17 protein-coding genes and 1 tRNA gene are annotated in these 21,100 nt (G+C 67.2%); 10 read left to right on the forward strand and 8 right to left on the reverse strand.

The window, feature by feature from the left end:
• Positions 1-121: 121 nt before the first annotated feature.
• Genes C6A86_RS13565 through C6A86_RS13575 form a run of 3 tightly spaced genes read right to left on the reverse strand, consistent with a single transcriptional unit; the run spans position 122 to position 3,282 of the window.
• The gene (locus tag C6A86_RS13565; protein ID WP_105362277.1) at positions 122-418 is read right to left on the reverse strand and encodes a Rieske (2Fe-2S) protein; all 297 of its coding nucleotides are present in this window, start codon (positions 416-418) and stop codon (positions 122-124) included.
• Positions 415-2,928 (reverse strand): nitrite reductase large subunit NirB, encoded by a 2,514-nt coding sequence (nirB, locus tag C6A86_RS13570; RefSeq protein WP_105362278.1) that lies wholly within the window; start codon positions 2,926-2,928, stop codon positions 415-417. The genes C6A86_RS13565 and nirB overlap by 4 nt, the downstream gene beginning before the upstream one ends.
• A complete protein-coding gene (locus C6A86_RS13575) occupies positions 2,929-3,282 on the reverse strand; it encodes a molybdopterin oxidoreductase (protein ID WP_105362279.1) in 354 nt (117 codons plus the stop codon).
• Between the two features lie 191 nt (positions 3,283-3,473).
• Between C6A86_RS13575 and C6A86_RS13580 the strand changes: the two genes are divergently transcribed.
• From C6A86_RS13580 to C6A86_RS13590, 3 genes are all read left to right on the forward strand, one after another.
• Positions 3,474-4,907, forward strand: a complete 1,434-nt coding sequence (locus C6A86_RS13580) for a NarK/NasA family nitrate transporter (RefSeq protein ID WP_105362280.1) — start codon at positions 3,474-3,476, stop codon at positions 4,905-4,907.
• Between the two features lie 132 nt (positions 4,908-5,039).
• Positions 5,040-9,029: a bifunctional nitrate reductase/sulfite reductase flavoprotein subunit alpha gene (locus tag C6A86_RS13585; RefSeq protein WP_311101190.1), complete on the forward strand. Its 3,990-nt coding sequence runs from the start codon at positions 5,040-5,042 to the stop codon at positions 9,027-9,029.
• Positions 9,030-9,132: 103 nt separating this feature from the next.
• Positions 9,133-9,318 (forward strand): hypothetical protein, encoded by a 186-nt coding sequence (locus C6A86_RS13590; protein ID WP_142406999.1) that lies wholly within the window; start codon positions 9,133-9,135, stop codon positions 9,316-9,318.
• Here C6A86_RS13590 and ilvD read toward each other — a convergent pair.
• Positions 9,315-11,159 (reverse strand): dihydroxy-acid dehydratase, encoded by a 1,845-nt coding sequence (ilvD, locus tag C6A86_RS13595; protein ID WP_105363792.1) that lies wholly within the window; start codon positions 11,157-11,159, stop codon positions 9,315-9,317. The genes C6A86_RS13590 and ilvD overlap by 4 nt on opposite strands.
• A gap of 95 nt (positions 11,160-11,254) precedes the next feature.
• Here ilvD and C6A86_RS13600 point away from each other — a divergent pair, with 95 nt between their 5' ends.
• Together C6A86_RS13600 and C6A86_RS13605 are read left to right on the forward strand one after the other, a co-directional pair.
• Complete coding sequence (locus C6A86_RS13600) at positions 11,255-12,085, forward strand: helix-turn-helix transcriptional regulator (RefSeq protein WP_105363791.1); 831 nt, start codon at positions 11,255-11,257, stop codon at positions 12,083-12,085.
• Positions 12,082-14,589 (forward strand): excinuclease ABC subunit UvrA, encoded by a 2,508-nt coding sequence (locus C6A86_RS13605; protein WP_233213037.1) that lies wholly within the window; start codon positions 12,082-12,084, stop codon positions 14,587-14,589. The genes C6A86_RS13600 and C6A86_RS13605 overlap by 4 nt, the downstream gene beginning before the upstream one ends.
• Positions 14,590-14,597: 8 nt before the next feature.
• On the opposite strand, the gene C6A86_RS13610 is transcribed toward C6A86_RS13605, so the two are convergent.
• A tRNA-Leu gene (locus tag C6A86_RS13610) sits at positions 14,598-14,683 on the reverse strand.
• Between the two features lie 119 nt (positions 14,684-14,802).
• On the opposite strand from C6A86_RS13610, the gene C6A86_RS13615 reads away from it, so the two are divergent.
• A complete protein-coding gene (locus C6A86_RS13615; protein ID WP_199196228.1) occupies positions 14,803-16,146 on the forward strand; it encodes a M20/M25/M40 family metallo-hydrolase in 1,344 nt (447 codons plus the stop codon).
• Between the two features lie 13 nt (positions 16,147-16,159).
• Entirely contained in the window at positions 16,160-16,684 is a 525-nt protein-coding gene (locus C6A86_RS13620; protein ID WP_105363790.1) for a YbhB/YbcL family Raf kinase inhibitor-like protein, read from the forward strand.
• Between the two features lie 77 nt (positions 16,685-16,761).
• Here C6A86_RS13620 and C6A86_RS13625 read toward each other — a convergent pair whose 3' ends face one another.
• The 3 genes from C6A86_RS13625 to C6A86_RS13635 are packed head-to-tail and all read right to left on the reverse strand — an operon-like array spanning position 16,762 to position 19,104.
• Positions 16,762-17,823: a quinone-dependent dihydroorotate dehydrogenase gene (locus tag C6A86_RS13625; RefSeq protein WP_105363796.1), complete on the reverse strand. Its 1,062-nt coding sequence runs from the start codon at positions 17,821-17,823 to the stop codon at positions 16,762-16,764.
• The gene (locus tag C6A86_RS13630; protein ID WP_105363789.1) at positions 17,823-18,065 is read right to left on the reverse strand and encodes a DUF5703 family protein; all 243 of its coding nucleotides are present in this window, start codon (positions 18,063-18,065) and stop codon (positions 17,823-17,825) included. The genes C6A86_RS13625 and C6A86_RS13630 overlap by 1 nt, the downstream gene beginning before the upstream one ends.
• A 25-nt stretch (positions 18,066-18,090) precedes the next feature.
• Positions 18,091-19,104, reverse strand: coding sequence for a hypothetical protein (locus tag C6A86_RS13635; RefSeq protein WP_199196227.1), 1,014 nt, complete (start codon positions 19,102-19,104; stop codon positions 18,091-18,093).
• Positions 19,105-19,212: 108 nt separating this feature from the next.
• Between C6A86_RS13635 and C6A86_RS13640 the strand changes: the two genes are divergently transcribed.
• Genes C6A86_RS13640 through C6A86_RS13650 form a run of 3 tightly spaced genes read left to right on the forward strand, consistent with a single transcriptional unit; the run spans position 19,213 to position 21,091 of the window.
• Positions 19,213-19,524: a hypothetical protein gene (locus C6A86_RS13640; RefSeq protein ID WP_105363787.1), complete on the forward strand. Its 312-nt coding sequence runs from the start codon at positions 19,213-19,215 to the stop codon at positions 19,522-19,524.
• 36 nt (positions 19,525-19,560) lie between these two features.
• Positions 19,561-20,391, forward strand: a complete 831-nt coding sequence (locus C6A86_RS13645) for an undecaprenyl-diphosphate phosphatase (protein WP_105363795.1) — start codon at positions 19,561-19,563, stop codon at positions 20,389-20,391.
• Positions 20,392-20,407: 16 nt separating this feature from the next.
• The gene (locus C6A86_RS13650; protein ID WP_105363786.1) at positions 20,408-21,091 is read left to right on the forward strand and encodes a histidine phosphatase family protein; all 684 of its coding nucleotides are present in this window, start codon (positions 20,408-20,410) and stop codon (positions 21,089-21,091) included.
• Positions 21,092-21,100 lie beyond the last annotated feature (9 nt).

The following is a 21,100-nucleotide window of genomic DNA, read 5'->3' on the forward strand; positions in this document are numbered from 1 at the left end:
GCATGTTCGAATTTTATCGAAAACAGGCGCCGCGTAGATCAGTTGTCCACAGGCAACTGTTCTATCCACAGCTCCACAAAAGGTATTGGCGCGCAACCGCTTCAGGGAGTACGCGCAACACCTACGTGGTGATCTGGATCCGCCCGTCGACCTCGGAAACCGGGTAGCTGCGCACCGGTGCGCCACCACCGGCCTCGATTCCGGTGCACATGTCGTAGGTCGCTCCGTGCAGGGGGCACACCACCACGGATTCATCGGCCAGCCCATCGGCAAGCGGCCCACCCTTGTGCGGGCACACTGCATCCAGCGCCCGCAGCGATCCGTCGCGCAGCCGGAACACCGCGATCTGGCTGTCCTCCACGGCGAAGGTCCGGCCCTCACCCAGGGGAACCTGGGAGACCGGCCCGAGGTCGCTCATCGCACCGGAACCTGCGGCAGCGGTAGCAGTGGCAGCGAGGTGCGGAACTGTCCCTCGGTCGCCGGCTCTTGTCCGTCGAGCCACGGATCCCGGTAGGCATCAATCGATTTCTGCATCCGCGCATCCAGTCCCTCGGCGAGCCCGTCGGCGTCCTGCACCACGACCGCACGGATGTGTTCGATGCCCACCCGCGGCACCCACGCGTAGGTGCGTTCCAGCCAGTTGGCGCTTTCCCGGTAGTACTGCAGGAACCGGCCGGTCAGCGTCATCACCTCCGCCGCCGAGTCGACGGTGGCCATCAGGTCACCCTTGCGGATATGGGCGCCCGCGGCACCGCCGACGTAGATCTCCCAGCGGCCACCGTCGACGGCCACCACGCCGAGGTCCTTGCACAGCGACTCGGCGCAGTTACGCGGGCACCCGGTGACGGCGAGCTTCATCTTGGCCGGACTGGCCAGACCCTGGAACCGTTCCTCCAGGGCGATGCCCAACGCGGTGGAGTCGCCCACGCCGAACCGGCAGAAGTCGCTACCCACACAGGTTTTCACGGTGCGGAAACTCTTGCCGTAGGCATAGCCGGACGGCATCTCCAGATCAGCCCACACCCCGGGTAGATCTTCCTTGCGAATACCGAGCAGGTCGATGCGTTGTCCGCCGGTACATTTGATCATCGGGATCGAGTACTTGTCGGCCACATCGGCGATGCGCCGCAACTGCCACGCGCTCGTCACACCGCCCTTCATCTGCGGTACCACCGAGAAGGTGCCGTCCCGCTGGATGTTGGCGTGCACCCGATCATTGATGAACCGCGAATCCTTCTCGTCGACGAACTCGTCGGCCCACATCATCTCCAGCAGTGACGCCAGCGCCATCTTCGATCCCGCGTCGTGTTTGCCGTCGGGTGCGAGCGCGTTGAATACCGAAGAGACCGAATGCAGTTGCAGATCCCGGATCAACCGCATCAGCTCCGGCTTGGCGTACGGCACGCCAGGCACGTACCAGGAGGCCGACGGATCCTCGGTGACCGCACCGCCCGCCGCCCATTCGACGACCTGTCCGACCAGTTCCTTGCAGGATCCACAGCCCTTGCCGGCCTTGGTCTTTGCCATCACTGCTGACACCGACGTCTCACCGGCCCGCACACACGCCACCAGCGCGCCCTTGGACACGCCGTTGCAGTTGCACACCTGCGCATCATCGGCCAACTCGGCGACGCCGACGGCCACATCCGGTGTCCCGATGTCGAACATCAGCGCCACCCGCTCGTCCGGCAGGGGCAGCCCGTTGTCGAAGGCCTGGGTCAGGAACGACACCTTGCTGACGTCACCGATCAGCGTGGCGCCCACCAGCTTCCCGTCCCGGATGACGATGGTTTTGTACACACCGTGCTTGGGCTCGGAGTACTGGACGAACTCGTCGTCGGGATGTTCCGGGCCCTTGACGCCCATCGACGCGACGTCCACACCGGCCACCTTCAGCTTGGTGGCCACCCGCGAACCGTGGTAGGCAGCCCCGCTGTCGGTGCCGGTCAGATGGTCGGCAAGGACCTTCGCCTGCTCCCACAGCGGTGCGACCAGACCGTAGACCTGTCCGCGATGTTGTGCGCACTCGCCGACGACGTAGATGTCGTCATCGTCGACCGAGCGCATGTGGTCGTCGGTGACGATGGCGCGCTCGACGGTGAGCCCGGCTCGTTGTGCCAGTCCGACATTGGGCCGGATGCCCGCCGCGATCACCAGCATGTCGCAGTCCAGCCGCTCCCCGTCGGCGAACACGATCCCGGTGAGCTTGCCGTCCTGCACCAGCACCTCGGTGGTTCTCTTCGACGTGTGCACCCCGATACCGAGGCCCTCCACCGATGTGCGCAGAATGTTGCCGGCGAGGTCGTCGAGTTGCGCGTTCATCAGCGTCGATGCGGCATGCACCACGTCGACGGCCATTCCGCGACTCTGCAACCCGCGGGCGGCCTCGAGTCCGAGCAATCCGCCACCGATGACGACGGCCTTGGTTCGGTGGGCGGCCTCGCTGATCATCGCCGAGGTGTCGTCGAGGGTACGGAAACCGAACACGCCGTCGGCCATGGTTTTGTCGTCGGCCCACAGGCCGGTCATCGGCGGGAAGAACGATCGGCTGCCGGTGGCCAGGATCAGCTTGTCGTACCGCAGCCGGGAGCCGTCGTCGGCGAGCACCACATGCCCGAAGGTGTCGATACGGACGACGCGCACCCCGGCCCGCAGGTCGATGTGATTGTCGGTGTACCAACCCAGTGCGTTCAGATAGATTTCTGACGGATCGTCTTTGCCGGCAAGAACATTCGACAGCAGAATCCGGTTGTAGTTGCCGTAGGGTTCGTCCCCGAACACGGTGATGTCGAACTTCTCGCCGCCGCCACGGGCCAGCACGTCCTCGATGGCGCGGATACCGGCCATCCCGTTGCCGACCACCACCAGGCGCGCCTTCGCGGTGGACGCCCGATGTTCGGGTCGAGCGACCGCTTCGGTGACGGTCATCTAGACCTCGACGAGACCGAGATCGAGGATGACGGTGCCCGAGCAACCCTCGGGTGCGGCGATGTGCACCTCGAGCACCGTGTCGGCGAGCAGATCTTCGACGACGCGCAACGCGACGTGGGTGGCGCCCTTGGCGGCAATGGGGAAGTAGCGCATCGGAACCCCGTCGCGGATCAGCACCACCGAGACCATCTGTTTGGTCGAGTTGCCGCCGCGGAAGTACACCGGCTGGGTCACGATGCCCGCCGGCACCACATAGCGCAACGTGTCATGGATGGGCACCGGTTTGTCCAAACCGGCCCCTTCGAAGGGGAAGGCGCCCTGCAGGAACTGTGGTGTGCTGCCATCGCTCATGCTTCAGCGAAGCTAAGGGGCCATTGTTTCGAATTCGTTTCAGAAGTGCGTCGCCCGTGAATACCGTGGCGCACCAAGCGGGATACGCCCGGTGTGAGTAGGTGTTGACAAACCCGACACGGTGGGGCAATGGAGGCGGAATGGCCGAAACATAGTTTCTCCTCAACCGTTTCCGCTGCTGGGAGGAACTAGTGCCAAATACAAGCCGCAATCGTGACATCGCTCACTGGGATGCCGAGGATGTCGACGCCTGGGAGGGGACCGGCGGTGCGACCCCCGGGAAGGAGATCGCCAAACGGAACCTCATCTGGTCGATCTTCGCCGAGCATGTCGGTTTCTCGGTGTGGTCGATCTGGTCGGTGATGGTGCTGTTCATGCCGCAGGACGTGTACGGCATCGATCCCGCCGGAAAGTTCTACCTCGTCGCGATCCCGACGCTGATCGGCGCGTTCATGCGCATTCCGTACACCATTGCGCCCGCGCGGTTCGGCGGCCGCAACTGGACCATCGTCAGCGCGCTGCTGTTGCTGATCCCGCTGGTGCTGACGCTGTGGGTGATGGCCCAACCGGGCGCGTCCTACACCACGTTCATGATCATCGCGGCCTTCGCCGGCCTGGGCGGCGGCAACTTCGCCTCGTCGATGACGAACATCAACGCGTTCTATCCGCAGCGGCTCAAGGGCTGGGCGCTCGGCCTGAACGCCGGGGGCGGCAACATCGGGGTGCCGGTCATCCAGCTCATCGGTCTGCTGGTGATCGCCACCATCGGCAACACCGCCCCGTACCTGGTCTGCGCCATCTACCTGGTGCTGGTCGGGCTCGCCGCACTGGGTGCGGCCGTGTTCATGGACAACCTGGGCAATCAGCGATCCAACCTGGGGGCCATGGTCGAGGCCATGCGGTACAAGGACTCCTGGGTGATGAGCTTCCTGTACATCGGCACCTTCGGTTCCTTCATCGGCTTCTCGTTCGCCTTTGGTCAGGTGCTGCAGATCAACTTCCTGGCCGGCGGCGACACCGCCGCACAGGCCTCGCTGCACGCCGCGCAGATCGCCTTCCTGGGCCCGCTGCTGGGCTCGATCTCGCGACCCTTCGGCGGCAAACTCGCCGACAAGATCGGTGGCGGCAAGATCACGCTCTATGTGTTCGTTGCGATGATCTTCGCTGCCGGCATCCTGGTGGCCGCCGGTGTGCTCGACGATGCGGCCGCAGGCGCCCCCACCGGCACCCAGATGGGCGCCTACGTGGCCGGCTTCATACTGCTGTTCATCCTGTCCGGGCTGGGCAACGGATCCACCTACAAGATGATCCCGTCGATCTTCGAGGCGAAGGCCCAGAACCACGACGAGTGGAGCAAGGACGAGAAGGCCGCCTGGTCGCGCAGCATGTCCGGGGCCCTGATCGGGTTTGCCGGTGCGGTGGGAGCCCTGGGCGGGGTGTTCATCAACATCGTGCTGCGGATGTCCTATGTCAGCGACGCCAAATCGGCCACCAACGCGTTCTGGGTGTTCCTCGGCTTCTACGTGGTGTGCGCGTTCGTCACCTGGTTCGTCTTCCTGCGGATGGGTGCCGCACGTCAGACGGCGAAGGATGACCTGCTGCCCGAGCAGGCAGTCACCGCTTGACCTGCCGATCCATCGGCAACACGACGCCTCACAGCGGGCTCACCGAGGGGGTGAGCCCGCTGTGAGGTCGAGTTTTCTTCGCGATAACGTCGGCTCAAAGGAACCGGAACAGTGCCCGCGCAGGATGGTCGGATGACGCCGACCGCGGGAGAGACGACGCGTACCGCGTGTTCGTACTGCGGTGTGGGATGCGGCATCGAGGTCACCACGGCGCCGGATGCGGTGACCGGGCTCCCCGTCATCGCCAGGGTCAGCGGGGACAGGCTGCATCCCACCAACTTCGGCAGGCTGTGCACCAAGGGCGCCACCCACGCCGAGATGATGGCCGCCACCGACGGCCGGCTGACCACTGCGCTGGTGCGCGGGGCGCGCGGCGGCGAAGCCATGCCGGTGCCGGTGGACGCGGCCGTGGCCGAGGCGGGCCGGCGGTTGCGGGCCATCGTCGACGAGCACGGGCCCGATGCCGTTGCGTTGTACGTGTCCGGCCAGATGTCCATCGAGGCGCAGTATCTGGCGACCAAACTGGCCAAGGGCTATCTGCGCACCGTGCACATCGAGTCGAACTCCCGGCTGTGCATGGCGAGCGCAGGAACCGGATACAAGCAGTCCCTCGGTGCGGACGGCCCGCCGGGGTCCTACACCGATTTCGACTCGGCCGACCTGTTCTTCGTGATCGGTGCGAACATGGCCGACTGCCATCCGATCCTGTTCTTGCGGATGGCAGACCGGATCAAATCCGGTGCCAAGCTCATCGTGGTGGACCCGCGGCGCACCGCGACCGCGGACAAGGCCGACCTGTACCTGGCGATCAAACCCGGCACCGATCTGGCGCTGCTCAACGGACTGTTGCACCTGCTCGTCCAGAACGGCGACATCGACCACGATTTCATCGCCGAACACACCGAGGGCTGGGACGCGATGCCGGCCTTCCTGGCCGACTACCCGCCCGAGCGCGTCGCCGAGATCACCGGGATCCCCGAGGCCGACATCCGCACCGCCGCCGCGATGATCGCGGAATCGGGGGAGTGGATGACCTGCTGGACCATGGGGCTCAACCAGAGCACACACGGCACCTGGAACACCAACGCCATCTGCAATCTGCACCTCGCGACCGGAGCGATCTGTCGGCCCGGAAGCGGTCCGATGTCACTGACCGGACAGCCCAACGCCATGGGTGGTCGCGAGATGGGCTATATGGGACCGGGGCTCCCCGGCCAGCGTGCGGTGCTGTCGGCCGAGGACCGGCAATTCTGCGAGCAGCAGTGGGGGCTGGACCCCGGCACGATCCGTTCCGATGTCGGCCCCGGCACCATCGCGATGTTCGAGCAGGCGGCCGCCGGGGAGATCAAGGCCTGCTGGATCATCTGCACCAATCCCGTTGCCACCGTGCCGAATCGAGCGACCGTCATCACCGGACTCGAGACGGCCGAACTGGTGATCACCCAAGACGCCTACGTCGACACGGCCACCAACCGCTACGCCGACATCATGCTGCCCGCCGCGCTCTGGGCCGAGACCGATGCCGTCATGGTCAACTCCGAGCGCAACCTCACACTGCTGCAGCAGTCGGTCCCGCCCGTCGGGGACGCCCGGGCGGACTGGGAACTGATCTGCGGCGTCGCCGAATACCTGGGCTTCGGTGAGGATTTCGCCTACAAGTCGGGCTCGGAGATCTTCGACGAGATCCGCCGGTTCGCCAACCCCCGCACCGGATATGACCTGCGTGGGGCCAGTTATGAGCGGCTGCGGGACACCCCGCTGCAGTGGCCCTGCCCGCCCGAGGGGGAGGCCACGACCACAGATGGCCGGAATCCCATCCGCTACCTGAACGACGGGGTGTCCCAGACCCTGCACGTCGAGGAGAACGGGCACCGGCCGCGGCTGGCCTTCGCGACACCGACCCGGCGGGCGCAGTTCTTCGCCCGCCCGCACATGGACGCCCGCGAGCTGCCCGACGACGACTACCCGATGGTGCTGAACACCGGCCGGTTGCAGCACCAGTGGCACACCATGACCAAGACCGGCCGGGTCGACAAACTCAACAAGCTCAACGCCGCACCTTTTGTGGAGGTGCACCCGGATGACGCTGCCGCGCAGGGCATCACCAAGGGGCAGCAGGTGCAGCTGACCTCGCGGCGTGGGCGGGCCGTGCTGCCCGTGCAGATCACCGACCGGGTGCAGCCGGGCAATGTATGGGTGCCGTTCCACTGGAACGACGAACACGGCGAATACCTGACGGTCAACGCCCTGACCAATGACGCCGTCGACGCCGATTCGCTGCAGCCCGAGCTCAAGGTGTGCGCGGTACGGCTGCGTCCCATTCCGGTGGAGCGCCCCGACCCGTTCGGGCTGGCGTCGATGACACCGGAGTTCACCGAGGACGAGAAGTACTACCTGTCCGGCTTTCTCGCCGGACTGGACGCCGGCACACCCGGTGTGCCGGTGCTCCCGGCATCGGCCCCGGTGCGCGCCCAGGTCCGGCTGTGGGTGGACGGCCTGCTGGCCGGGACCTATTCACGCGCGGAACCCGAACGTCTCACCGGGACCGGGCCGATGGTCTTGTGGGCCTCCCAGACCGGCAACGCCGAGGAGTTCGCCGCCCAACTGGCCGCCCGGTTGTCCGGGGCCCGGCTGATCACGATGAACGATGCCGTCCTGGAAGATCTCCCAGCGGCAGGTGACGTGGTGTTCGTCACCAGTACCTTCGGTGACGGTGGGCCGCCCGACAACGGTGCCGAGTTCTGGGACCGGTTGGTGTCCGCGGACGCGCCCACCCTCGACGGTGTGCGGTACTCGGTGCTGGGCATCGGCGACCAGTCCTACGACAATTTCTGTGGGCATGCCAAGGCCTTGGATGCCCGGCTCGCGGAGCTGGGAGCCGTCCGGTCCGTCGACCGCGCCGACTGCGAAATCTACGACGAGGCGCCGATGGCGGCCTGGGCCGACGAGGTGATCGCCGGACTGGATGCCGCGCCCGCACCGATCGCCCCGGCGACACCCACATCCCCGGTAGCCCTCACCCGCAACGCGCCGGTGCACGCACCGCTGTGCCGCAACACCCGGCTCACCCCGCTGTCGGCGGCGAAGGAGGTGCGCCAGTTCGGGTTCGACATCTCCGAGCATGTCGCTGAGCACGGTGCCGGCTACGCCGTCGGCGATTCCCTCGGAGTGTTCGTCACCAACTCCGAGGAGTCGGTCTCGGTGTGGCTGGCCGCCACCGGGTTGTCCGGCAACGAGATCATCGAGGTCGACGGCGCCGACACCGACCTGCGCAGCGCGCTCACCTTCTCCTATGACATCTGCCGGGTGACCCCGAATCTGCTGGGCTTCGTCGCCGAACGCAGCCGGGACGCCAAAAAGCTGCGCAAGTCCGGTGACAAGACCGCGTGGCTGGCCGGGCGCAACGGCCTCGATATCGTCGAGGAATTCGCGCTGCGCGCCGATGCGCTGGAATGGCAGGACGCGCTGGTGCGCCTGACGCCGCGGCAGTACTCGATCTCCTCGAGTCCGTTGGTCAGCCCCCACGAGGTGCAGCTGACGGTGTCGGTGGTGCGCTACCGCAGCGCCCGCGGAGAAAACCGCGGCGGTGTGGCATCGACGTATCTGGCCGACCGAGCGTCCTCGGTGCCGGTGTTCGTGCAGCGCTCGCCGAACTTCCGGCCTCCCGCCGAATCGGCCACCCCGATGATCATGGTCGGCCCGGGCACCGGGATCGCCCCGTTCCGCGGCTTCCTGCAGGAGCGCCGCGCGCTGGGCCACACCGGGCGCAACTGGCTGTTCTTCGGCGACCAACACCGCGCCGAGAACTTCTATTATCGCGACGAGCTGGAACACATGGTGGCCGACGGCCTGCTGAACCATCTCGATCTGGCGTTCTCCCGCGATCAGGCCAGCCGGATCTACGTGCAGCACAAGATGCTCGACGCCGGGGCCGAATTGTGGCGCTGGATGGAGGATGGCGCGCACTTCTATGTGTGCGGTGACGCCACCAGGATGGCCCGTGATGTCGATGATGCCTTGACGAAGATCATCCGCACGTACGGCTCGATGTCGGCCGAGGCCGCCCACGACTACAAGAAGGAACTCGTCGCCACCAAGCGCTATGTCCGCGACGTGTATTGATCTCCGCGAATAAAAGTCGCTCCTACCGCGTTACACAGGCGTAATTGATGGGCAGATGTGGTTCAGGGAGACGACAGAAATGGCTTGGCATAGTGGTGACGTTGTGACCGCCCGCCGCGAGATCGACGAGATGGACGTTCAGACCGTTCCCGAGGGTGCCGCCGGCACGGTCGAGGAGACGACGCTGTTCGGGCAGCCCAAGGTGGTCTGCTTCGACGTTCCTACCGTGTGGGGACCCAAGCGCGCGTGCGTGCACGTGCGCCGTGGAGACGTCGCGCTCGCAGGCTAGACCGCGTCGACATCCCGTACCGCACCCTTGTCGGCGGACAGCGCGAGCGCAGCGTACGCGCGCAGTGCGGCGGACACCGTGCGCTCGCGGTTCTTCGGGCGGTAGCCGCCCGAGGCCTCCAAGGCGCTACGCCGGCGCTGAAGTTCCTCGTCGGGCACCTCGATCTGGACACTGCGGTGCGGGATGTCGATGGTGATGAGGTCACCGTCGGCCACCAGCGCAATGGTGCCGCCGGCGGCCGCCTCGGGGGACACGTGGCCGATCGACAGGCCCGACGTCCCGCCGGAGAACCGGCCGTCGGTGATGAGCGCACACTGCGCGCCGAGCCCGCGCCCCTTCAAATAGGCTGTCGGATAGAGCATCTCCTGCATACCGGGCCCGCCCTTGGGGCCCTCGTACCGGATGACGATGACATCGCCTGGCTGCACCCGCTTGTTGAGGATGGCGTCGACCGCGTCCTCCTGGGATTCCAGCACCACGGCCGGGCCGGAGAACTTCCAGATGCTCTCGTCGACACCCGCGGTCTTGACGATGCAGCCGTCCACCGACAGGTTGCCGCGCAGTACCGCCAGCCCGCCGTCGGCCGAGTAGGCGTTCTGCAGGTCGCGGATGCAACCGTTCTCGGCGTCTGTGTCCAGGCTCGCCCAGCGCTCGGACTGCGAGAACGCTGTCGCCGAGCGCACACATCCCGGCGCGGCGTGGAACAGCTCGACGGCCTCCGCTGATGGTGATCCGCCGCGGATGTCCCAGTCGCGCAACCACTGCGCCATCGAACCCGCGTGCACGGTGTGCACGGTCTCGTGCAGGTGCCCGCCGCGCCACAACTCGCCGAGGATCGCCGGGATACCGCCGGCGCGGTGCACGTCCTCCATCAGATAGTGGCCGTTGGGGGCGACCTTGCACAGGCACGGGATCATCTGGCTGCGCTTCTCGATGTCGGAGAGGGTGTAGTCCAGTTCCGCCTCGCGCGCGGCGGCGAGCAGGTGCAGCACCGTGTTGGTGGACCCGCCCATGGCGATGTCCAGCGCCATGGCGTTGTCGAACGCGTCGCGGGTGGCGATGGCGCGCGGCAGCACGCTCGCGTCATCGCGCTCGTAGTAGGCCCGGACGATGTCCATCACGGTGCTGCCGGCCTTCTCGTAGAGGGCGCGACGCGCGGTGTGAGTGGCCAGCACCGATCCGTTGCCGGGCAGTGCCAGGCCGAGCGCCTCGGTCAGGCAGTTCATCGAGTTGGCGGTGAACATGCCCGAGCACGAGCCACAGGTCGGGCAGGCGGCTTCCTCGATGCGGGCGATGTCGTCATCGGAGACATCGGTGTTGACGGCATCGGCGATGGCGGACACCAGGTTCAGCCGGGTCTTCACCGTGCCGTCCACCAGGACGGCGGTGCCGCCCTCCATCGGGCCGCCGGAGACGAAGACGGTCGGGATGTTGAGGCGCAGCGCGGCCATCAGCATGCCGGGAGTGATCTTGTCGCAGTTGGAGATACACACCAGGGCATCGGCGCAGTGCGCGTTCACCATGTATTCGACCGAGTCGGCGATCAGCTCGCGCGAGGGCAGCGAGTACAGCATGCCGCCGTGCCCCATGGCGATACCGTCGTCGACGGCGATGGTGTTGAACTCGCGCGGCACACCACCGGCGGCCGAGATGGCCTCGGACACGATCCGGCCGACGGGCTGCAGGTGGGTGTGGCCGGGTACGAACTCGGTGAAGCTGTTGGCCACCGCGACGATCGGCTTGCCGATATCCGAACCGGCCACGCCCGCGGCGCGCAGCAGTGAGCGCGCCCCCGCCATGTTGCGACCGTGGGTGACCGTACGTGACCTCAATTCGGGCATGGCACCTACAGTCGCATCGAGCGTGGCCACAGAGAAGACGGCGCTGATGCTAGTACCGGTACTACCAGCCTGGTCCCGGGAATAGGCTGGCGATCATGGACAAGCGCGCGCAGCAGCGGCTCGCGCTCGGTGCGTTCCTCCGTGCACGCCGAGAGGCCGCGCAACGCGACGAGCTGGGGTATCCCGCGGTGCCCAGGATGCGCACCAGCGGGCTGCGCCGCGAAGAAGTCGCGCTGTCCGCCGGGGTGAGCGTCACCTGGTACACCTGGCTGGAGCAGGGACGCGAGATCAATCCCTCCAAACAGGTGCTCGATGCGATTTCCGGAGCGCTGCGACTGACCTTGGCCGAGCATGACTACGTGCTCACCCTCGGCGGCCACACGTCCGACCCGGCCGTCTCCGGCGGCCCCACACCACCACACATCCAACGATTTCTGGACGCGCTTGCCGGCTACCCGGCCTTTGCGATCGGCCCCACGTGGAGCATCGCGGCCTGGAACGCGGCGTATGCCGCCCTGTACCCCAACATCGCCGTCACCGATCCTCCCGATCGCAATCTGCTCTGGCTGGTGTTCATGGATCCCGCGATCCGGGAGCTGTTGCCGGACTGGGAAACCGACAGCCGACGGTTCCTGGCCGAGTTCCGTGCCGAGGCCGGGGCGCGGGTGGGGGAACCCTCCTACATCCAGCTGGTCGAACGACTCCGCGAAGGAAGTGCGCTTTTCAGCGCGGAGTGGCAGGCAAGCAGTGTCGAACGGTTCGCGTCCCGGGAGCGCAGATTCTTCCACCCGGGCGTCGGCGAGCTGCTCCTCGAGCATCATCAGCTGACGCCCGCGGACGCGCCCGGGATACAGATCGTGGCGTACCTACCGCTGCCGGATAGCGATGCGGCGGAACGCCTGGCCCGCTTGATCGGACAGTCGTGACCGACGAGGCGATCGACCCGCAGGTGCGCGTCTACGCCTCCCGGGTGCACAACCTGCGGGCCGTCGACATGGCCGCACCCCGCAACTCCTTCGTGGCGTTCACCGGGGTGTCGGGGTCGGGGAAGTCCTCGCTGGCGTTCGGGACCATCTATGCCGAGGCGCAACGCCGCTACTTCGAATCCGTTGCCCCGTATGCCCGTCGGCTGCTGCTGCCCAGCGACGCGCCGAAGGTCGATGACATCACCGGATTGCCACCGGCGGTGGCGCTGCAGCAGCGCCGAGGGTCGACCAGCTCACGGTCGACGGTGGGCACGGTGACCACCTTGTCGAATCTGTTGCGGATGCTGTTCTCCCGCGCCGGCACGTTCCCGCCGGGGGCGACGGTACGGCTGGACTCCGATGCCTTCTCCCCGAACACGACGGTGGGGGCGTGCCCGGAATGCCACGGGCTCGGCCGGATTCACCGCGTCACCGAGGACACTCTGGTGCCCGACCCGTCGCTGACCATCCGTGAGGGTGCGGTGGCCGCGTGGCCCGGTGCCTGGCAGGGCCAGAACCTGCGCGACATCCTCATTACCCTCGGATACGACATCGACAAGCCATGGCGCAAACTCACTAAACGGCAACGGAATTGGATCCTGTTCACCGAGGAGCAGCCGACGGTTGAGATCGATCCCAGCCAGCACCCCGTCACCGCCGACTACTACTACAACGGCACGTTCTCCAGCGCCGAACGACACGTCCGCCACACCCTGGCCAATTCACAGAGCGCGATGATGCGGCGGCGGGTGCTGCAGTATGTCGACAGCACCGACTGCCCGGTGTGCGCGGGCTCGGGACTGCGCCCCGAAGCGCTGGCGGTGACCTTCGCGGGCCGCACCATCGCCGAGTTGGTGGCGATGCCGCTCACCGTGCTCGCCGAGGTTCTGACGCCCGCTGCCGCGCGTACCGAGTTCGACGCCGCCTACGAGTCCACCGAATCCGGGGAGTTCACCGAGGTCGCCACCATGATCGCCGCCGATCTGGTGGCGCGCATCGCCATCCTGGTCGACCTCGGGCTCGGGTACCTGAGCTTGAACCGGCGCACCCCGACCGTATCGCCGGGGGAGTTGCAGCGGCTGCGGCTGGCCACTCAGCTGCGGGCGGGCCTGTTCGGCGTGCTCTACGTGCTCGACGAGCCGTCGGCGGGCCTGCACCCGGCCGATGCCGAGCCGCTGCTGGAGGTCCTCGACCGGCTCCGGCGGGCGGGCAACTCGTTGTTCGTCGTCGAACACGATATGGACGTGGTGCGGCGCGCGGACTGGATCGTCGACGTCGGACCCGGCGCCGGTGAGCTCGGCGGTGAGGTGCTCTACAGCGGGCCGGTGGCCGGACTCGCCGATGTCGAATCGTCGGTGACCCGCCGCCACCTGTTCGACGTGGCCGTCCCGGCCGCTCGCGCACCCAGGACGTCGTCGAAAGTACTACGCCTGCAGCATATTTCTTTTCACAATCTGCAGAATGTGGACGTTGCTCTGCCGCTGGGCAGCTTCATCGCGGTCACCGGGGTGTCGGGTTCGGGCAAATCCACGCTGGTCTGCAAGGTGCTCGGCGATGTGGTGGCGCGCCACCTCGGCGGGGGTGTAGCCGACTCGTCCGACGCCGAGGCGACCGACGCAGAGAGCGAGCTGCTGGACATCGACACGGATTCCAGCGTCGGGGTCATCGCGACAGGCGTCGAGGCCGTCGACCGTCTGGTCACCGTGGACCAGCGTCCGATCGGGCGCACCCCGAGGTCCAATCTGGCGACCTACACCGGCATGTTCGACGCGGTCCGCAGGGCCTTCGCCGATACCGAGGAGGCGCGCCGGCGTGGCTGGAGTGCCGGTCGGTTCTCCTTCAATGTCGCCGAGGGCCGCTGCGACACCTGCCAGGGCGAGGGTTTCGTGGCCGTCGAACTGTTGTTCCTGCCGGGCACCTACGCCTCCTGCCCGGCGTGCGGCGGGGCCCGCTACTCCGAGGAGACACTCCAGGTGCGCTACCGGGAGCGCACCATCGCCGAGGTGCTCGCCATGACCGTCGACGAGGCGGCCGAGTTCCTGTCCGAGGTCCCCAGCGCGGCAAGAAGTCTGACCACCTTGCGCCAAGTGGGCCTGGGTTACCTGCGGTTGGGCCAACCCGCCACCGAACTGTCCGGCGGGGAGGCCCAGCGGATCAAGCTGGCCACCGAGTTGCAGCGCGCCCGCCGCGGACACACGTTGTACGTGCTCGACGAACCGACCACCGGATTGCATCCCGCCGATGTCGCATTGCTCGTCGCGCAACTGCACCGCCTGGTGGATGCCGGCAACACCGTGGTGGTCGCCGAGCACGATATGGGGGTGGTCGCCGGGGCGGATCATGTGATCGATCTCGGGCCCGGCGGCGGTGACGACGGTGGCACCGTGGTGGCCACCGGCACACCCCGACAGGTCGCGGCGGCCAAGGGAAGCCGTACTGCGCCTTACCTGGCGAAGCATTTCTGAGGGTTTTGTGTCCGAGGGGGGACTTGAACCCCCACGCCCGTTAATAGGGCACTAGCACCTCAAGCTAGCGCGTCTGCCATTCCGCCACTCGGACATTGCGCCGTGCCATCGGCACGGAGCGACTAAGGCTAACGGATGGGGGCGGTCTGGCCCAAACCAGACCGTCGCCGGCGGTGCGCCACCCCGCCCGGGGGAGTCGGTGCGGTGGTACGAATGGTGACTGTGAGCGTTCCCCCCACAAGCGCGGATGAGGTCGTCGACCTCGTCAGCGCCCTCATCCGATTCGACACGTCCAACACCGGTGACCCGGCGACCACTGCGGGCGAGGCCGATTGTGCGCAGTGGGTGGGTGATCGGTTGCGTGAGGTCGGATACGAGACCGAATACCTCGAAGCGGGCGCCCCGGGGCGCGGCAATCTGTTCGCGCGACTGGCCGGGTCCGATCCCGAGCGGGGCGCGCTGCTGATCCACGGCCACCTGGACGTGGTGCCCGCCGAGCCCGCCGACTGGAGCGTGCACCCGTTCTCCGGGGCGGTGAAGGACGGCTACGTGTGGGGACGCGGCGCGGTCGACATGAAGGACATGGTCGGCATGATGATCGCCGTCGCCAGGCACTTCAAACGCCACGGCATCGTGCCGCCGCGCGATCTGGTGTTCGCCTTCGTCTCCGATGAGGAGCACGGTGGCACCTACGGCGCCCAGTGGCTGGTCGACAACCGACCGGACCTCTTCGCGGGGGTCACCGAGGCCATCGGCGAGGTCGGTGGGTTCTCGCTGACCGTGCCGCGCCGCGACGGCGGCGAGCGCAGGCTCTACCTGATCGAAACCGCGGAGAAGGGTCTGGCCTGGATGCGGCTGACGGCCCGCGGGCGGGCCGGACACGGCTCGATGGTGCACGATGACAACGCCGTCACCGAGGTGGCCGAGGCGGTCGCCCGGCTGGGCCGACATCAGTTCCCGCTGGTGCTCAGCGAGCCCGTCGAGCAGTTCCTCGCCGCGATCTCCGAGGAGACCGGCTACGAGTTCGACCTGAACTCGCCGGATCTGGACGGCACCATCGCCAAGCTCGGCGGCATCGCCCGCATCATCGGGGCCACCCTGCGCGACACTGCCAACCCGACGATGCTCAAGGCCGGTTACAAGGCCAACGTCATCCCGGCCACCGCCGAAGCGGTACTGGACTGCCGGGTGCTGCCCGGCCGGCGGGCGGCGTTCGAGCGTGAGGTCGACGAGCTCATCGGCCCGAATGTGGTGCGCAGTTGGGAACGGGACCTGCCGTCCTATGAGACGTCGTTCGACGGGGATCTGGTGGACCAGATGAACGCCTCGCTGTTGACCCTCGACCCGGAGGCACGCACCGTGCCGTACATGATGTCCGGGGGTACCGACGCGAAGTCGTTCCAGCGGTTGGGAATTCGCTGCTTCGGGTTTGCGCCGCTACGGCTGCCCGCCGACCTGGATTTCGCATCGCTGTTCCATGGTGTCGACGAACGGGTACCCGTGGACGCACTAGAGTTCGGGGCGAAGGTTCTCGAACACTTTTTGACCCACTGCTGAGCGAAAGGCAAGAATGAGCGCCTCACCGTATGACAACCTGCCAGAACTGCCGACATTCACGCTGACCTCGGAGACCGTGACCGACGGACAGCCGTTCGGCAACGATCAGGTCAGCGGCATCATGGGCGCCGGCGGTAAGGACATCTCACCGCAGCTGAGCTGGTCGGGCTTCCCCGAGGAGACCCGGAGCTTCGCGGTCACCATGTATGACCCGGACGCCCCGACGGCGTCCGGCTTCTGGCACTGGGCGGTGGCCGACCTGCCGGCCGATGTGACATCCCTGCCCGCCGACGCCGGCAATGGCGACCCATTGCGCGGTGGTGCGGTCACGCTGGCCAACGACGCGAGCCAGCAGCGATTCATCGGTGCCGCGCCGCCGGCTGGGCACGGCCCGCACCGCTACTACATCGCGGTGCACGCGCTGCCCGTCGAGAGCCTGGAACTGCCCGACGGCGCCACCCCGGCCTACCTCGGCTTCAACCTGTTCGGCCAGGCCATCGCCCGCGCGGTCATCCACGCCACCTACGAGCAGAAGTAGCTCTCTTCGCCGAGCGTCGACTTCTTGTCGAGATATGCGCCAAACATCGACAACAAGTCGACGTTCGCGGGGGATGGCTAGCGGGTCGCGGCGCCGACCGCCTCGGACAGCGACGCAAAACCACCCTCGTGCAGCCTGCGGGCGACGCCGTCGTGAATCTGCTTGGCCCACAACCCACCGCCGTAGATGAACCCGGTGTAGCCCTGCAGCAGGGTGGCGCCCGAGATGACGCGCTCCCAGGCGTCGTCGGCGGTCTCGATACCGCCCACGCTGATCAGCACCAGCCGGTCACCGACCCGCCCGTACAGGCGGCGTAACACCTCCAGGGACCGGGCGGCGACCGGGGCGCCGGACACGCCACCGGTTCCGAGTTCGGCGACCCCGGGGGTGCGCAGGCCCTCGCGGGATACCGTGGTGTTGGTGGCCACGATGCCCGCCAGATCCAATTCGACTGCCAGATCGGCGATTTCGTCGATATCGGCATCCGAGAGATCCGGCGCTATCTTGACCAGCACCGGGGTCGAGGTGGCTTTCCGGACGGCGGCCAGGATGGGTCGCAGCGAGGACACCGCCTGTAGGTCGCGCAGGCCCGGGGTGTTCGGCGAGCTCACGTTCACCACCAGATACGACGCCAGCGGGCCGACCAGCCGGGCGCTCTCGGCGTAATCCTCGACGGCCCGTTCGGCCGGTGTCACCTTGGTCTTGCCGATGTTGACACCGATCGGGACGTCCGCGGTGTGCCGGGTCAGTTGCACGGCCAGCGCGCCGGCGCCGTGGTTGTTGAAACCCATCCGGTTGAGCAGGGCGCGATCCTGTGCCAGCCGGAACAGCCGGGGTTTGGGGTTTCCCGGCTGTGCCTGCGCGGTCACCGTGCCGACCTCGGCGTACCCGAACCCGAGCGCCCCCCAGCTCGCCAGCCCGTGCCCGTCCTTGTCGAAACCGGCGGCCAGCCCCAGCGGGCCGGGGAAGCGCACTCCCCAGACGGTGCTGGCCAGCACCGGATCGTGCGGCGCCAGGGTCGCGGCCAGCCGGCGCCGCGCGATACCGGTCCGGGTGGCCAGGCGCAGCGCGGCGAACACGAAGGTGTGCACGCGTTCGGGGTCGACCTGGAAGAAGGCCTGCCGGAGCAGTCGATAGATCACAGTGCGGGCTGATCGCCGAGCACGGATTTCTTGCGGCGCAACAGCACCCGCCGACTCCCGTCGGTGTAGAGACGCACCCGGGTCAGCTCCCAGCCCCGGTACTGCGCCTCGATCGACAGCCGCACCGACGCCGACAACCGGGTGACATCGGGAGGAAGCCGCAGCGGAACCCAGTCGTATTCGTCGGAAAGGTCGGCAGCCCACCCGGCCGGCATCCGTCCACGCTGAACCGTGCTCATGAGATCCTCCTCCTCGCCGCGGGCATCATCGGGGCGCCGCTCCGGTGATCACCTGCACTCCGGCACCGGAACCCGACACCACATAGAGGGTGTTCGTGGCGCCGTCGAAGGCCAGGGTGTTGGGTTGCTGCACAGTTCGATAACGCACCTTCTCGACGGGTATTCCGGTGGCCAGATCGTAACCAACGACGGTGTTGGTCGCCGTCTGTGACACCCACGCCAGATCCGGCGACCCGGTGACGCCGTACGGCGCGTCGTGCACCGGGAAGCGCTGCCGAAGGATCAGTGGCTCGGTGCCGTAGACCAGCAGGGCACCGCCCCGGGTGTCGGTGACCAGCACCCGGCCGGCCGGATCGGTCGCCATCGACGTCGCACCCTCACCCGCCCGCAGCGCCTGTTCGGCGGCCGTACCGTCCCCGTCGATCTCGGTGACCGAGGTCTGGCCACGATCCAGGACCACCATCGAGTCATCCTGTGCGACAACGACGTCGACCCGCGCGAATTTCTTCAGTGTGGCGCCGACCTCGGTGTCCGAGCGCAGGGTGTAGAGGGTGCCATCGGCACTGCCGAGCACCAGACGGCCGTCGTCGTGCCGGGCGATGGCGGTGAAGTCGGTGTCGGCGTGCCCGTCGATCTCCACCGGGGTGGCGGCGGCCGCGGCGACGTTGACCCGCAGATAGCCGCCCCGAGTGGACAGCCAGACCTCACCGCTGCCGTCACCGGTGAGCGCGGTGGCCTCCGCGGGCAGGGCGAGGGTGCGGGGCGGACCGTCGGTCGGGAGCACCGTGAGCTGGTCGGCCGGGCCGAGCACGACCAGCGCGGAGGTACGGATATCGAAGAAGGCTGCGGTTCCCGGTGCGGAAAGCGGTTTCACGACACCATCCGACACGCCGGTGACCGGCGGGGACAGTGCAGGTTCTGCGACGCGAATTGTCGGTGGTGGCGAATCGGCAGGGTTCGATGAGCACCCCGAAGCGAATGCGGTCACCAGTGTCAATACGCCTACCGTCAGGAGGTGGAATCCGGATTTCGTATGCAATGGCCCCAAAAACTCCTGATTTCGTTGTGGCGTTGATTCCGTTTGCAAATTTTAGGCAAAGAAACTCAAGTCGAACGCCGACGTAAATATGACGGTATGGTGCGAGATATGACTCGTGCCCCGGGAGCGGATCTGATGGCAGACGAGTTTGCCATCGAGGACATCTCCACAGGCGTGCATGCCAGCGGGTTCGGCGCACTCGGCGGCGGACGTAGCTTCTCCTTTCACGTCGAGGACCGGCAATTACTGGTCGTCGAGGTGTATCGGCCGCGGCTGAGCGGCCCGGTCCCGCAGGACGAGGACATCGTCGCCACCGCCACCCGCCGCCTGACCGATATCGACGTCACCGATGAGCGCAGCGTAGCCGCCGCCGTCCGCGATGCCGTCGCCGGAGCCGAGCCGGTGCGCACAGCGCGCTGACAACAGCCCCACGGTACGGTCGTCCGCGTGGCGGAGATGTCGTGGTTGCAGGTCGTCGTACTTGCCGTGGTGCAGGGGCTGACCGAATTCCTGCCGGTGTCGTCGTCCGGCCATCTCGCGATCGTTTCGGAGGCCTTCTTCGGCGGCGATGCGGGCGCCTCCTTCACGGCCGTCGTGCAGATCGGCACCGAAGTCGCGGTCCTCATCTACTTCGCCGGAGACATCGGCCGCATCCTCACGGCCTGGTTCGGCGGCCTCACCGACGCCGTCCGGCGGACCCCGGACTACTGGCTCGGCTGGTGGGTGATCATCGGCACCGTCCCGATCGGCGTCTTCGGCTTCACCTTGCAGCACTTCATCCGCGATGACATCAGGAACCTGTGGATCATCGCCACGGCGCTCATCGTCTTCTCGTTCGTCATCGCCGCCGCCGAATACTTCGGCAAGCAGACCCGCGAGATCCAGCAATTCACCTGGCGCGACAGCCTGATCATCGGCTCGGCCCAGGCACTGGCCCTCATACCCGGCGTCTCACGCTCCGGCGTGACCATCAGTGCGGGTCTCTTCCTCGGCCAGAAGCGCGAGGCCGCGGCGCGATTCGGGTTCCTGCTGGCCATCCCGGCGGTGCTCGGATCCGGACTCTATGAACTCCGCCACGTTTTCGAGCCCGGCGCCTCGGGAATGAGCGCGACGGTTCCGCAGATCGTGCTGGGCACACTGATCGCCTTCGTGGTCGGCTATGCCGCGGTCGCCTGGTTCCTGCGATTCCTGGTGCGTCACAGCATGTACTGGTTCGTCGGTTACCGGATCATCCTCGGCACGCTCGTCCTGGTGCTGCTTGCCACCGGCGTGCTGGCCGCGCAGTAACGACCAAAGGATCTCCATGACCGTCATCCTGCTGCGGCACGGCCGCTCGACATCGAACACCGCGCACACCCTGGCCGGACGCTCCGAAGGCGTCGACCTGGACGACAGGGGCCGCGAACAGGCGCAGACCGTGGTCACACGGATCGGTGACCTGCCGGTGAAGGCCATCGTGCGATCACCGCTGCTGCGCTGCGAACGCACCGTGGCACCACTGGCGGCCGCGCTGGGCGTGCAACCGGTGGTCGAGGACCGCATCATCGAGGTCGACTACGGCAGCTGGACCGGCCGCACGATCGGTGAACTGGTCAAGGAGCCGCTGTGGAAGGTGGTTCAGCAGCAACCCAGCGCAGCGGTCTTCCCCGACGGCGAGGGCCTGGCGCAGGTTCAGGCCAGGGCGGTGGCCGCGATCCGCGAGCACGACCGCAGGTTGGCCGGTGAGCACGACGGTGACGTGCTCTGGGTGGCGTGCACACACGGTGACGTGATCAAGGCCGTGCTGGCAGACGCGCTCGGCACCCACCTGGATACCTTCCAGCGCATCACCGCCGACCCCGCCTCCATGAGCGTCATCCGCTACACCGACACCCGTCCGTTCGTGTTGCACGTCAACCACACCGGCAGTGGTTTGACCGCCGCGTTGAGCGCCAAGCCCGCCGCCGCTCCCGAAACCGATGCGGTCGTCGGCGGCTCCACTGATTGAGGTAGCCCC

This window comes from Mycobacterium sp. ITM-2016-00316 (assembly GCF_002968335.2).
Taxonomy (GTDB): Bacteria; Actinomycetota; Actinomycetes; order Mycobacteriales; family Mycobacteriaceae; genus Mycobacterium.